Annotated in this window: 14 protein-coding genes, 2 pseudogenes and 1 riboswitch; of the genes and pseudogenes, 14 read left to right on the top strand and 2 right to left on the bottom strand. The window is 36.5% G+C overall.

What is annotated here, in order from left to right; translation table 11 throughout:
* Positions 1-261 precede the first annotated feature (261 nt).
* The 4 genes from HHU08_RS23100 (at position 262) to HHU08_RS23085 (ending at position 3,805) form a co-directional block, all read left to right on the top strand.
* On the top strand, positions 262-1,569 hold the full coding sequence (locus HHU08_RS23100) for a PTS sugar transporter subunit IIC (protein WP_169189425.1): 1,308 nt from the start codon (positions 262-264) through the stop codon (positions 1,567-1,569).
* A 112-nt stretch (positions 1,570-1,681) separates the two neighbouring features.
* Complete coding sequence (locus HHU08_RS23095; protein WP_169189424.1) at positions 1,682-3,118, top strand: glycoside hydrolase family 1 protein; 1,437 nt, start codon at positions 1,682-1,684, stop codon at positions 3,116-3,118.
* A 15-nt stretch (positions 3,119-3,133) separates the two neighbouring features.
* Complete coding sequence (locus HHU08_RS23090) at positions 3,134-3,454, top strand: PTS sugar transporter subunit IIB (protein ID WP_169189423.1); 321 nt, start codon at positions 3,134-3,136, stop codon at positions 3,452-3,454.
* Between the two features lie 21 nt (positions 3,455-3,475).
* Positions 3,476-3,805: a PTS lactose/cellobiose transporter subunit IIA gene (locus HHU08_RS23085; protein WP_016202596.1), complete on the top strand. Its 330-nt coding sequence runs from the start codon at positions 3,476-3,478 to the stop codon at positions 3,803-3,805.
* Positions 3,806-4,148: 343 nt separating this feature from the next.
* Here the strand turns inward: HHU08_RS23085 and HHU08_RS23080 are convergent, their stop codons facing one another.
* Entirely contained in the window at positions 4,149-5,126 is a 978-nt protein-coding gene (locus HHU08_RS23080; protein ID WP_169189422.1) for a bile acid:sodium symporter family protein, read from the bottom strand.
* A 221-nt stretch (positions 5,127-5,347) separates the two neighbouring features.
* On the opposite strand from HHU08_RS23080, the pseudogene HHU08_RS23075 reads away from it, so the two are divergent.
* The 8 genes and pseudogenes from HHU08_RS23075 to thiW form a co-directional block, all read left to right on the top strand.
* Positions 5,348-5,620: pseudogene (locus tag HHU08_RS23075) on the top strand (PTS alpha-glucoside transporter subunit IIBC); the annotation flags it as partial.
* Positions 5,621-5,639: 19 nt separating this feature from the next.
* Positions 5,640-5,708, top strand: a pseudogene (locus HHU08_RS25610) (hypothetical protein); the annotation flags it as partial.
* Complete coding sequence (locus tag HHU08_RS23070) at positions 5,697-6,254, top strand: MurR/RpiR family transcriptional regulator (RefSeq protein WP_328823060.1); 558 nt, start codon at positions 5,697-5,699, stop codon at positions 6,252-6,254. The pseudogene HHU08_RS25610 and the gene HHU08_RS23070, both read left to right, overlap by 12 nt.
* Before the next feature lie 12 nt (positions 6,255-6,266).
* Positions 6,267-6,785 (top strand): hypothetical protein, encoded by a 519-nt coding sequence (locus HHU08_RS23065; protein WP_169189420.1) that lies wholly within the window; start codon positions 6,267-6,269, stop codon positions 6,783-6,785.
* Positions 6,786-7,094: 309 nt separating this feature from the next.
* Positions 7,095-7,862, top strand: coding sequence for an ABC transporter ATP-binding protein (locus HHU08_RS23060; RefSeq protein ID WP_016202590.1), 768 nt, complete (start codon positions 7,095-7,097; stop codon positions 7,860-7,862).
* A gap of 18 nt (positions 7,863-7,880) precedes the next feature.
* Entirely contained in the window at positions 7,881-8,699 is an 819-nt protein-coding gene (locus HHU08_RS23055; protein WP_169189419.1) for an ABC transporter permease, read from the top strand.
* A 162-nt stretch (positions 8,700-8,861) separates the two neighbouring features.
* On the top strand, positions 8,862-9,884 hold the full coding sequence (locus HHU08_RS23050; RefSeq protein WP_169189418.1) for an ABC transporter substrate-binding protein: 1,023 nt from the start codon (positions 8,862-8,864) through the stop codon (positions 9,882-9,884).
* A gap of 146 nt (positions 9,885-10,030) precedes the next feature.
* Positions 10,031-10,139, top strand: a riboswitch (TPP riboswitch).
* Between the two features lie 167 nt (positions 10,140-10,306).
* Positions 10,307-10,804 carry an energy coupling factor transporter S component ThiW gene (gene thiW / locus HHU08_RS23045; RefSeq protein ID WP_169189417.1) on the top strand — a complete coding sequence of 166 codons (498 nt, stop codon included), beginning with the start codon at positions 10,307-10,309 and terminating at the stop codon, positions 10,802-10,804.
* A gap of 453 nt (positions 10,805-11,257) precedes the next feature.
* Here the strand turns inward: thiW and HHU08_RS23040 are convergent, their stop codons facing one another.
* A complete protein-coding gene (locus HHU08_RS23040) occupies positions 11,258-11,983 on the bottom strand; it encodes a GntR family transcriptional regulator (RefSeq protein ID WP_016202586.1) in 726 nt (241 codons plus the stop codon).
* A gap of 269 nt (positions 11,984-12,252) precedes the next feature.
* Between HHU08_RS23040 and HHU08_RS23035 the strand changes: the two genes are divergently transcribed.
* A complete protein-coding gene (locus HHU08_RS23035; protein WP_101729913.1) occupies positions 12,253-12,561 on the top strand; it encodes a PTS sugar transporter subunit IIB in 309 nt (102 codons plus the stop codon).
* A 3-nt stretch (positions 12,562-12,564) separates the two neighbouring features.
* Positions 12,565-13,923 (top strand): PTS sugar transporter subunit IIC, encoded by a 1,359-nt coding sequence (locus HHU08_RS23030; protein WP_016202584.1) that lies wholly within the window; start codon positions 12,565-12,567, stop codon positions 13,921-13,923.
* Positions 13,924-13,928 lie beyond the last annotated feature (5 nt).

Raw genomic sequence — 13,928 nt, 5'->3', positions numbered from 1 at the left:
TGGAGCGGAAAGTAACCTCCCTATTCAAAGGGATCAATAAATATATTATATACAAACTTTTATTTCTACAATTTAGGAGTTTGTTTACAGTCTGAAGGAACTCGTGTTTATGAGTTCCTTTTTTGAGTCAGCGATTTCCGGTTTAACGTGGAAAATAAGTGCATGTAAATGAAAGCGTTTTTCAAATAGAATGAAATCAAGAAATGATGGTCATGCATGATTCCTATCATTTTCATTTAAATAAGAAACGGAGGTTAATCGATGAGTTTTAAAGATAAAGCTACAGAGACCCTTGGTAATGTTGCTTACAAAATTACAAATCAAAAATATATTATGGCCATTAAAAAAGCATTTGTTACTTTAATGCCTGTCATTATAACTGGGGCGTTTGCCGTTTTGATCGCCAATATGGTTATGGGAACAGAGAGCGGATTAGCTCATTTTAAGGCATTTGCCTTTTTAGCTGATTATCAGCCAATTATGAAAGCAATTCAATACGCTACGTTAAACTTTCTTACTATTGGAGCTGTTTTTCTCATTGGTATTGAACTCGGGCGGATAAATGGTCATCAATCGTTATTCCCTGGAATATTAGCGATGATGTCCTATATATCTGTAATTCCAACAACGCTTGAATTACTTGTCAATGAAAAAAGCCAATTGGTAGTTGATGTTTTAGCTAGACAGTTTTCTGATCCAAAAAGTTTATTTCTTGGAATGATTATCGCGATTATATCGGTAGAGATTTACTGCAAATTGTCTAAAGTAGATAAGTTGAAAATCAAGATGCCAGATAGTGTCCCATCAAATGTAGCAACTTCGTTCTCAGCACTAATTCCTTCTATTTTAACTGTAACGATTGTTGCGACTTTTGGATTTCTTTTTTACAAAATTACAGGGATTTATTTATATGAAGCAGTATATAACATTGTACAAAGACCTTTAGAAAGTGTAATGCAAGGACTGCCAGGAATTCTTATTCTCATGTTCGTTGCCCAATTTTTCTGGGTGATTGGTATTCATGGAAATCAAATGGTAAAACCGATAAGGGAGCCGTTATTACTTGCCTCCATTACCGTAAATATGACTGCCTTCCAAGAAGGAAAAGAGATACCAAATATTATTACGATGCCATTTTGGGATGTATACATGAGCATTGGTGGCTCAGGTGTAACAATTGGTTTATTAATCGCCATCTTTATCGTATCGAAACGAGAAGAAATGAGAAGTATTGCTAAATTATCCATTGGACCAGGTGTTTTTAATATTAATGAGCCAGTAATATTCGGATTGCCAGTTATGTTGAACCCAGTTATGGCAATACCATTTATTATTACACCGCTAATTACAGGGACAATTGGCTATATTGCAACACTTACTGGTTTTGCTGGTAAGGCTGTCGTGATGGTTCCTTGGACAACGCCGCCAATTATTAATGCGTATTTATCAACAGCAGGAAGTGTTGGTGCCGTTATTACACAAATCATTTGTATTGTTGTTTCGGTTCTTATTTACTTGCCATTTGTATTGATTGCAAATAAAGCCCCTACTGTTCCAGAAAACGAATAATCAAAAGAGGAATGGAACAGGTAAGCTAGGTTATGATTTATGGTCGAGCCTTAGGAAGCATGTATTTAACAGGCATTTGCAAGGCGCTTCAAAAGAGTAAGGAGGAGTAATAATGGAACAAATAAAACAAGCTATTCCAGAAGATTTTATATTAGGAGCTGCAGCATCCGCATGGCAGACAGAAGGATGGACAGGAAAAAAAGACTCACAGGATTCCTATATGGATCTTTGGTATAAAAACAATAAAAATGTTTGGCATAATGGCTATGGACCAGGCATCGCCACAGACTTTTATAATCGATACAAAGAAGATATTAATATAATGAACGAAATTGGGTTAACGCATTTTCGGACATCCATCAATTGGTCTCGTTTTCTGCTTGATTATGAAAATGCAGTGGTAGATGAGGAATATGCAGCTTACATCGACAATGTCATTGATGAGCTAATAGAAAAAGGCGTAGAACCGATGATTTGTTTAGAGCATTATGAATTGCCAGCTATTCTTTTTGAAAAATATGGTGGATGGAATGACAGACATATTGTTGATTTATTCGTTAAATATGCAGAAAAAGTATTGGATAGATATGGAAATAAAGTAAAGCACTGGTTTACTTTCAATGAGCCTATTGTTGTACAAACTCGTGTTTATTTAGATGCCATTCGTTATCCGTTTGAGCAAAATACAAGAAAATGGATGCAATGGAATTACCATAAGGCCCTCGCTACTGCTAAAGTAGTGGAATTATTTAAACAAAAACAGCTACGTGATCATGGCGCAAAAATCGGCGTGATTTTGAATCCAGAAGTTACGTATGCAAGGTCTTCTGCTACTCATGATCAAGATGCGGCCCGCATCTATGACCTATTTTTTAATCGTGTGTTTCTAGATCCATCAATTAAAGGAACATACCCGGAAGAGTTAATGACACTATTGAAAAAACACGATATTCTATTTGAACATACAGAGGAAGATTTGGTTGCCATAAAAAACAATACGGTTGACTATGTAGGCATTAATTTATATTATCCACATCGGGTCAAAGCAAGAACAACGGCATGGAACGAAAATACTCCTTTTCATCCATCCTATTATTACGAAATGTTTGATATGCCGGGGAAAAAAATGAACCCATTCCGGGGCTGGGAAATTTATCCGCAAATTATGTTTGATATGGCTATCCGTTTGAAGGAAGATTACGGCAATATAGAATGGTTTGTTGCAGAAAATGGAATGGGTGTGGAAAATGAATTTAAATACAAGAATGACCGTGGAGTAATCCAAGATGATTATCGGATAGAATTTATTAGTGAACATCTTAAATGGTTATTAAAAGCAATCGAACAAGGAGTAAACTGTAAAGGTTATATGCTTTGGGCTTTCACGGATAATGTGTCCCCCATGAATGCCTTCAAAAACAGATATGGGCTTGTAGAGATTAACTTAGAGGAAAACCGCAATCGAGAAATGAAAAAGTCAGCTTATTGGTATAAGCAAATCATTGAAACGAGAGAAATAACAGTTAAAAATGATGATTTTATTAAATAACAGGGGGAATCAATCATGAAAAGAATTATATTAGCTTGTGCAGCGGGGATGTCTACTTCGATTGTGGTATCAAAAATGAAGACAGCTATTAAGGCAAGAGGAGAAGAAATAGATGTTTATGCTATTCCAGAAGGGGCAATTGCCTATGAATTAGCAACTTCCAGTGAGGGTGTAATGGCGATCCTTTTAGGACCACAAGTACGCTTTATGAAACAAGCTGCTGAAAATGCGGCGAAACCATACGGGATTCCAGTTGATGTTATTGATACAAAGCTATACGGTACAGCAAATGGAGAGAAAATATTAGACCACGCGTTATCATTAGCAAAAAATTAATGGGTCAGTAGAGGTGGCGGAATGAATACTTTAGAAGAAATGCAAACAGCAGCTTTTCAAATTATTACGTATGCAGGAGAAGCGCGCAGTAATTATGTAGAAGCAATCCGTATAGCAAGAGCGGGAGAAATAGAAGAAGCTCGTCAAAAGATAACAGAAGGTGAAACTAGCTATAATCAAATCCATAAAGTCCATGCCTCTCTTATACAAAGAGAAGCATCTGGAGAGCAATTGCCTTTTTCCCTGATTCTTATGCATGCAGAAGATCAAATGCTAACAACCGAAACATTAAAGATTATGGCAAGTGAAATGGTTGAAATGTGTGGAATGATTTTAAATAAGACATCATAAAGGAAAGTAAGAGACTGGGACAAAACAAAATATAAATAGATAAAGACGAACAATTTCTCATTTAGTAGCGAAGCCAATTCGTTCCATCCTTTTTTTAAAAGAAATATAATGAGTAGGAAATACAAAGCAGCCTGAATACACGTAGACTCCTATGGGAGGCTTGGCGCTCGGCCCATGGAAAGCGAAGTGTATGCAGGCTGCGGGTGATCACCACAAACCTTCTTTCTTAAAATGAATAAACCCCAAACAATTATACAAACTTTTCTTAGCATGTACGTATAATCGTTCGGGGTTATTTGGTTGAAAAGGCTTATGTCCCAGCTCCTTATTTTTTGGAACTATTTCATGAAATTTTCCCTTCCTTTATTTTTTCATTTCTAACTAATGGTTTTTCATACACTAGTTTAATGAAATAGCCATATAAAGCCGCTAAGATTTGTTGAAATAGCATCCCGATCACAACGGGAACAGCTACTGCTGGAGGAAAGAAGCCTACAGCAAGTACGGCTCCAGCACTAATGTTTCTCATACCCCCCGAATAAATCATCGCAATGATTTCCTCCTTGCTACGCTTCGTTATTACCCCTAATATCCATGCAAAAAAGTAACCAGATAATGCAATGATAAAAACAGTAAGAGCTACTTGAAGAAATTTTTTATCAATATTTCGTAAGTAAGGAGCAACAACGGAACTGTTAATACTAACAACAAGCGCTAATCCAATTTTGGAAAAAGGCGAAAGTGTCTGGTTCCATGCTTTGGCTTTTTCCAATGCAAACTGATTCACAAGCATACCAGCAATCGAAGGTAGAACAATCATTCCAAGGAGACCTTTCATCATCCCCCACACCTCTAATTGTACAGCTTCTCCAACAAGCAAACTCATACTCAATGGAACTAGGAATGGAGAAAGCAATGTATCGAGCAATATAATCGCGAGTGTGAGCGCGATGTTTCCTTTATATAGGCTAACCCAAATAACACTCGTAATCCCAGTAGGAATAACAACGGCTAAAGTAAGACCTGTAATTGTATAAGGATCATTTTGAAAAAATAGATGCCCGATCATAAAAGCCCATAAAGGAGTGATGAGATGAAGAATAGCTAGTGTTAAGAGTAAAGAAAGTGGGTGAGTAATCGTATATTTCACTGATTTTAAGTTAGATGTCAAGCTACCTATAAAAGTCATGACAGCAAAAATCCATGGTACTAAGAAAGCGGCATGATGCAGCACGCCCGATAGTAATACACCAATTACTACACTAATAGGGGTTAAAAGCGGCATCCACTTCCCAAGAAAAGCATTCATTTTTTGTAACATGCACAGGACTCCAGTCTAAATTTATCTATTTATCATTTAATAATAAAGTGGGTTGTGGGAAAATTCTTATATGATGTGAAAAAACACAAAAGTAGTGATTAGGTGCAATTTACATTATTCGTATATTCAAAGAGGTAAGAATAAGCTAATATTAACACATGAAAGCGTTAGCAAATTTATGATCTGAAAATTTAAATAAAATAATTAGGAGGTTTTAAGTAATGATGCAAAAAGTTCAGCGTTTTGGTGGCGCATTATATGTACCGGTTCTGCTTTTTCCGTTTGCTGGTGTAGTAATTGGGTTAACAATTCTTTTTAAAAATCCATTAATAATGGGTTCCCTAGCAGATCCCGAAAGTCTTTGGTACCAATGTTGGTTTATTATCGGTGAAGGTGCTTGGGCTGTATTAAGACAAATGCCATTGTTATTTGCAATAGGAATTCCCATTGCATTAGCCAAAAAAGCTCACGCACGAGCCTGTATGGAAGCACTTATTACGTAATGTATCACGCTCTTCGATTCTACGATTGGCTCAAAAGATGGGTTTTAGCGGATATAGTGAATTTCGTGTGTTTCTAAAGTGGGAAGACGAAGAGGAAGAAATCAGTCAAAGTTATATCGGAACCTTAACACATGATCTAGAAGCAACATTAAAACATTTGCAGGATAAAAATTTTGATGAGATATGTGAAGTAATCGATAAATCGGACAGAATTTTTGTATATGGAACAGGTTCTGCCCAATTAAATGCGGCACATGAGCTACAACGTGCATTTATCGTCCAACATCGCTATTTAACCATTATCCATGATGAGACAAAATTTGAAGTTATTTTACCTGATCTCCGTCCAACCGATTTAATGATTATTATTTCTTTATCCGGGGATACATCAACATTAATACCGAAGATTCAAAAACTTGTTGCGAAAGGAATTCCTTTTATCTCGATTACGAATATGAAAAATAATAATTTGGCACGAATGACTCCTCATAATCTCTATGCTACTACTACTTCTGTACCGACTAACAGTGGGATTAATTATACATCATTAGCTTCTTTTTTTATCGTTGGAGAAGTACTAGCAAGTCAATATCTCGAATATAAGGAGCACAAAAGAAAAAAATAGCGAGGTGCTTACATGTTTGTAAAATTTGCGGATAAAGGAATAAATAATCAAAAGAGTGTATTTCCGATAAGGAAGGCAGCTATTCTAAATACTGCAAAATATATTTGCTACGCGATACCCGTTTTATTTCTTGCCTATATTTATCTAGCGGCTATACAGACTAACGTGCCATTTTTACAATATATAGAACAAAATCCATTTATAACAATATTATTTGTTATTGCGATGATTCAACCATTTGTTAGCTTGGCTATCGGATTGGGAATGAGATCGTTCGTTAAGCATTCACCTTTTGTTCTTTGGTCATTTATTATATTGGCAGCTGCAGAATTGTTAATGGGAAATATTCTTGTATGTGTACTAATTATCTGGGGCTTAATCTCTTTTAGAAAACAAAGTTCAAATAGGAAGAACAGAGCAGATGAAATATCACGAAGTAATTCGATATATTTGTTTTTTGGTTTATCCGCATTCCTTTTCTTTTTGTCCATTATCTGTATTTGGGCGTTCCTACGAATTAGTGGAATATAAAATGCTGTGACTAGTAAGGGTGTCTTATTAAAAGACACTTTTTTGCTATGCAGTAAGATATGGTCTTCAGTGGTGCTTTTCCTCAATAAACCCTCAAGCAAAGATCCTCTCATTATGTATCTGTATTAAATAAGAAAAAACCTTTTTAGAGATTAACTCTTTTTTTTATAATAATTATCCGATTCGCCTATTTTTACATATAGTATAGCAAGAAGCGAGTTTAGAAGTGTGGGACGTTCATTGAAAGCTTAGAAATTTTTTTATAAAAATAATCGAAAACAATGAACATTTCAGAATGGAGGGCTGCAATTGTATAAATTAGAGGTTAAGAACAGCAGTAAAGTTTTCCGGAAAAATGGAAAGGAGTTTTTCGCATTAAAGGATACAAATTTGCAGATTCCGGAAGGGAAATTTATCAGCATTATTGGTCCAAGTGGATGTGGAAAATCTACCTTATTCAATATTATTGCGGGATTAATAAAACCATCTACAGGCAATGTCTTGTTAGACGGAAAAGATATCGTTGGAAAAAGTGGGCATGTTGGCTATATGCTTCAAAAAGATTTGCTCCTCCCGTGGCGAAATATTCTCCATAATGTGATTTTGGGATTAGAAGTAAAGGGTGTTCCAAAAAAGGAAGCAATTCAAAGAGCACTACCTTTACTAGAAAGATATGGACTAGAAGGATTTGAAAAACATTTTCCCGACGAGCTTTCTGGTGGAATGAGGCAACGAGCTGCCTTACTGCGAACATTGCTTTATGATCAAGATGTTATTTTGCTTGATGAGCCTTTTGGTGCTCTCGATGCACAAACGCGATTGCTTATGCAGGAATGGCTCTTACAAATATGGGGAGATTTTAAGAAAACGATTCTGTTTATTACTCATGATATAGACGAAGCCATTTTTTTGTCAGATGAAATATATATTCTCACACCTAGACCAGGCACGATTAAAGAAAAGGTATCGATTCATTTACCAAGACCTAGAAACGAACAAACACTACTAGACTCTGAATTTATTCAATTAAAAGAATATGTACTACAAGCACTAAAATCAAATGAAGAAACAGAATGAGGAGGGAGGAATGGAGAAATGGAATCAAAGGAAAATACTACAGTTCTTTATATAGAGGATGAAGAAGCAATTGCTAAGAAAAGAAAGAATTTTACTCGCATCGGACAATGGAGCTTTGGGGTTATTTTTCTTCTTGCCTGGGAGCTGCTTTCCAAATGGAAAATTATTGACTCCTATTATTGGAGCAGTCCTTCTACCATATGGAAGACAGGTTATATAGCTTGGACGGAAGGTTCTTTATGGAGTGATTTATTATACACATCAGGGGCAACTATTTTTGGTTTTAGTTTAGGAACTTTCTTTGGAGCCTTGTTGGGGCTTTCCTTCTGGTGGTCCTACTATTATTCTCGTATTTCAGAGCCTTATCTAATTGCATTTAATGCAGTACCAAAACTAGCCCTAGCACCTGTACTTGTTATTTTATTTGGCATAGGCTTTAGCTCCAAAGTAGTTCTTGCTTTTATGATGACCATTATTACGACAGCTCTTGCTGCATATAGTGGAGTGAAGGCAGTTGATAAGGACTTAGAAAAATTAATGTATTCACTTGGAGCAAAGAGATGGCATGTTTTCACAAAAGTTGTTGTCCCAACGACAATGCCTTGGATTGTGAGCAGCCTAAAAATAAACATAGCTTTAGCTTTAGCAGGTACTATTGTTGGTGAATTTATTAGCTCAAGACAGGGAATTGGTAGAATGATCCTATATGCAGGGCAAATTATGAATATTAATCTTGTCTGGGTGGGAGTAGCTGTGTTATCCATCCTATCCATTGTGATGTATTTTGCTACTGTATGGCTAGAAAGGATACTTTTGAGAGGAAGAAATATCGATTAAATATTTTCCCCCTTGAATAGAACATAAAGAGAAAAAAGGTTCCATATATATGAAATAGAATATTTATTTCCATTATCCACATTACACTTCTGGTTAATCTTCATTTTCCTACCTACTAACAAACTTTCCATTCTATTTATATGTGAAAAAGGGGGCATTACTTTGAAAAAGTGCAGGCTTTTTCTACTTGCTTGTCTTAGTATCGTCTTAGTCCTTGCTGGATGTGCTTCAAATAAGGGTACAAAGGAAACGAAGGATGGTTTACGAAAGCTTGTCATTTCTGAACCAGTTCACTTAATTGGATACCTTCCATTATATGTCGCGATCGAGGAAGGGTATTTTGAAGAAGAGGGACTGGAGGTAGAGGTTATTACGGCAACAGGGGGAGCACATGTTACGTCTGTTGTCAGTGGCGATGCATGGGGAGTCATGGGTGGACCGGATTCAGTGCAAATGGCCAATCTAGGTAGTTCTGATCCTATTCAGTCAGTAGTAAATGTTGTAAACCGCGCTAATGTTTACTTGATGGGAAATTCAGAGGTTACGATTGATAGTACAAACAAAGAAGAACTAGCAAATTATCTAAAAGGAAAAACAATTGCTGCTGGTCGTTATGGTGGAAGTCCTAATCTTTTAACTAGATGGTTGTTAATGGACTTAGGGCTAGACCCAGAAAAAGACGTTAAATTAGAAGAACCAGCTGATGCAAGTGCTGTTGTTTCCCTTGTTGAATCTGGAAATGCAGATATTGCAAATGGAGGAGAACCGCAAATCACGGAAGGAATTAAAAAAGGTGCTTGGAAAGAGCCGTTTTACAGTTTCGCAAGTTTAGGAGATTATCCTTATTCCGTTGTTAGTGTAAAGAAATCCACCATTGAGAAAGAACCAGAAGTGGTGGAAAGCTTTGTAAGAGCAGTATTAAAGGGATTAAAGAAAGTAGAGGAAGACCCAGAACTTTCGATGAAAGTGTTAAAGGCAGAGTTTCCTTCCACTTTAGAGGAAAGCTTACAAGCATCTTTAGATAGAGCCTATGCGGATGAATTATGGAGTAAAGATGGCTTTATTTCAGAAGAAGCAGTAGCAAAGCCAATGGATGTTGTGGAAAAAACAGGTGTATATACAGAAGGGTATAAATACGATGAATTAATTGACATGCAATTTGTAGAGAAACTGTCAAAGGAATAAAGGAAACAGGTGCTAAAACAGATTCCATAAGTGCAGCTAACCACTAGTGGGGAGGAGGAAAAATCCCACTGATGGAAGTATTTTTATAGAGAAAATAGTTCTTTTCGCCGTAACGAAAATAGGGTAAAATGAGGGCATAAGCATATATGGACTACTAGGGGTGCCAGTAGATGGCTGAGAGAAAAACAGTTCGTTTTTTAACCCTAAAGACCTGATCTGGATCATACCAGCGTAGGGAAGTAGTGGATTCACTCTATTTCTTTTTGACTTTATCAGTCGGGTCTGTTTAGATCTGGCTTTTTTGTATTTGTTAAAGGTCAGTGTATGAATAGCCCTCTGACATTCTTTCCTGTCTACTAGTCAGTTGAGATAAGGTTCGCTTAGTCTCTTGCTTAAATTTGTTTGAGTGGAGGAAAAATACGATGAAAAGAATTAAATTATTGGTTATAATGGCCATGTTTACGGCGATTGGGACATATGGATCAACTATGTTATGGTTTCCGGCAGGTATTGCCAAAGCATATCCAGTCCAACATGCATTAAACGTAATAGCTGGAGTAATTCTTGGACCGATCCCAGCAGTGATTATTGCCTTTGCTACTTCACTGTTAAGAAACTTATTGGGAACGGGATCTTTATTAGCATTTCCAGGGAGTATGATTGGCGCACTTCTAGCAGGCTATCTATTTCATAAAACATCTAAACCAATCTTTGCAGCTTTAGGGGAATTTGTCGGAACAGGCATTATCGCTTCATTAGTGGCAGTACCATATGCCTCTATCCTATTAGGCACAAAAACAGGCGCCCTATTTTATATGCCATCCTTCGCTGTCAGTAGTTTTGCAGGATCGATAATCGGGTTAATTTTAGTAAGTAGATTGGTAAAAATAAAGTCATTTCAACTGTTAAATCAAAATTAGGAGAATAAAGAGAGAACCGATTAGACTTAGCGTAAATTGGCTTTGGATGATTGGTTCTTTTTGTGGATAAGTAGAGTTTTTCTGTGGATGAATTGTGGATAATAGAGTGGATTAGAAGTGTTTTCGGGAAAATAAGTGACAAATAAGGCAGGAGATTTGGTGGGATGGGGATTTGTTGTGGAAAAATAGCTATGATGAAGGATTGAAAGCCAGTATTGGGGATTTTCTGTGGATAAAGATGGTTGTTTATTAGAAGCATGAAGGCTTTTTAGTAGGATAGCGTAGCAAAAAGGTGTTCAAAAAGAGGATGCCTCCCCTCTAAAGGAAAAAGATAATAAAACGATCAACAACCAAATCTCCACACAAATCAAAACCCTCCTTACTTCTTCATAATAACAATTTAATATCTCAAGTGAATATTTGTAATAACAAATATTCACTTGTTGTCCCTGACTAGTAATTCCGCTCGATGACAAAATGTGCTCTATCTCCACGGAAAATAGTCTTTGAGTATTCTATGGCAGTTTCATCTTCTGCATAAGCAAATGTTTCTAGTAAAAAGCACGGAGAACCAGTAGGAATCTCAAGCTTTTTAGAAATCGTATCATCCGCTAAAATCAATTCTAAGTGCTCTACTGTTTTTCTAATCTTTATGTCGTATTTTGTTTCAAGCATCTTATATAAAGATTTTTCACAGGCTGCGCTGTCTAGTCCGGGCACCTTGTACCAGGGTAGATAGGATATCTCATACTGAAGAGGAGTATCATTTACATAACGCATACGTTCTAGGCAATTGACGGGATCACCTATATTTTGTTTAAACTGTTTTGCAAGAAAGTCTGTGGCTTCAATGACTTTAAGTTGTAATACCTTAATGGATGGGTCTTTCCCTTGCATCGTAATTTGTTCGGAAAACTGTTCTACTGTACTAGTTAAAGATTGTTTTACTTTATTTTCAGCCACAAAGGTACCTTTCCCTTGTACTCTATAGACATATCCTTCAATTGTTAACTGTTGGAGTGCTGTACGGATAGTTGTCCTACTCACTCCAAATGTCTCACAAAATTCAGCCTCGGTTGGCAACTTAGTATTTGGTTGATATTCGCCACTTTTAATCATGTTGATAATAGACTCTTTTACAATTGAGTGTAATGCAGCTTCTTTGTTTATTTCTTCCACAATCGTTTCCCTCCATAATGTCCCTATGAATAGAATATCTTTTCTTTTCTTAATACGCAAACAATTAATAAAACTTGTAATAACAAATTTGAAATATATTGAAATATTTGAAATTTGTTATTACAATATAGATGTAAGGTAAAAGTATTTCTTAATCTCTCTTAGGGAAGGGTGGCTTGAAAAGAATCGTATGAAAGATGTAAGAAGGTGTGACTCTTGTTTTATGATTAAAAATCAGAATAATCTATCTTTTTAAAGGGGATGAATTAGTGAATATTCTATTATGTTGTTCGGCTGGAATGTCTACAAGTTTACTAGTTTCAAAAATGGAACAAAGTGCAAAAAATCAAGGAATAGATTGCAAAATTTGGGCGATAGCAGCATCAGAAGTGAACAATGAGATAGAGAACGCTGACGTCGTTTTATTAGGTCCACAAGTACGTTTTCTTTTGCCTCAAGTGAAAAAAGCAGGCGATCAACAGGGGATCCCGGTCGCAACCATTAATCCACAGGACTACGGACTATGTAATGGTGAAAAAGTGCTGGCACAAGCCACTACATTAATTAAGGGGGAATAAGAGATGATGGGATTTATTGAAAAATTTATCATGCCTTTTGCATTAAAGTTAGGTAATCAAAGGCATCTACTTGCGATTAGGGATACACTAATTGGAATGATTGCTATTACCATTGTAGGATCATTTGCTGTCTTATTTAATAATCTAGGCCAGATTATTCCCCCATATGGAAGAATGATGGAGTCAATATTTGGTCCTAACTGGTCAACTTTGGGAGGAGATATTTGGTTTGGAACCTTTGCATTTCTTTCCGTTTTTGCGGTATTTGGAATTTCCTATAAATTAGCTAGATCATATGGTGATGAAGGTTTTGAAGCAATGCTTATTTCCGCAGCGTGTTTTTTCTTATTATTGCCCCAAACAGCAAATGTGACCTTACCTATAGATGAAGCGGCGTCTGAAACGGTTGCAGGTGGAGTCTGGGGATTAGTATCCGTTAACTATTTTAATGCAACAGCCCTTTTTACAGCCATTATCGTAGCATTGGTAGCTACAGAAATATTCCTGCGATTAGCGAAAATCAAAGCGTTAGTAATAAAAATGCCCGATGGAGTGCCTCCTGCTGTTGCTAAGTCGTTTGCAAAATTAGTGCCAGGTATGGGGACTATTTTTCTAGTAGGGCTATTTGGCGTAGTTTTTAGAATGATAACAGATGGAAAGGTTTTAAATGATTGGTTAAATACGGTTATTGTGTCTCCATTAACAAGTGCTGTTGACTCTCTTCCATTTGCAATATTAATAGTTTTATTGGTGCACTTGTTCTGGATGGTTGGTCTACATGGACCCAATGTATTAGGTGGAATTACGACACCGTTATTTGAAAAAACAGGAGCTGAAAATATTGATTTAGCTCAAGCTGGAGTTCAGGCATTGGGAGAATATCATATTCTTGCTGGATCATTTCTAGATGCTTTTGTGTATTTGGGAGGGTCAGGGGCAACCTTAGGGCTAATTATCGCGATGATTATTGCAGGAAGGAAACGATATAAACAAATGATTGGTCTTGGCGGAGCGCCAGGTATTTTCCAAATCAATGAACCTATCCTTTTTGGTTTGCCAATTGTTTTAAATCCAATTTGGTTTATTCCGTTTGTAATTGGACCTGTTATTACAACGATTATTTCTTATCTTGCAGTCTATTACGGCATCGTTCCACCGATAACCGCTAAAATTCCTTGGGTAACACCACCGATAGTCGGCGGTTACTTAGCAACAGGAGGAAGTTTTTTAGGAGCTGGCTTAGCAGCCTTAAACTTAATCATATCAACAGTTATCTATCTACCGTTTGTTTATGCTCAAGTCAAAATTGATTCGAAAAATAAAACAGAGCTTACAAAAGATTCCGATTCTGTAAGTGTCTAAAAGAA

The sequence above is a fragment of the Niallia alba genome (assembly GCF_012933555.1).
Taxonomy (GTDB): Bacteria; Bacillota; Bacilli; order Bacillales; family Cytobacillaceae; genus Niallia; species Niallia alba.
Note: the sequence above shows the minus strand (reverse complement) of the source record. Positions and strands in the feature narration are given on the sequence as shown.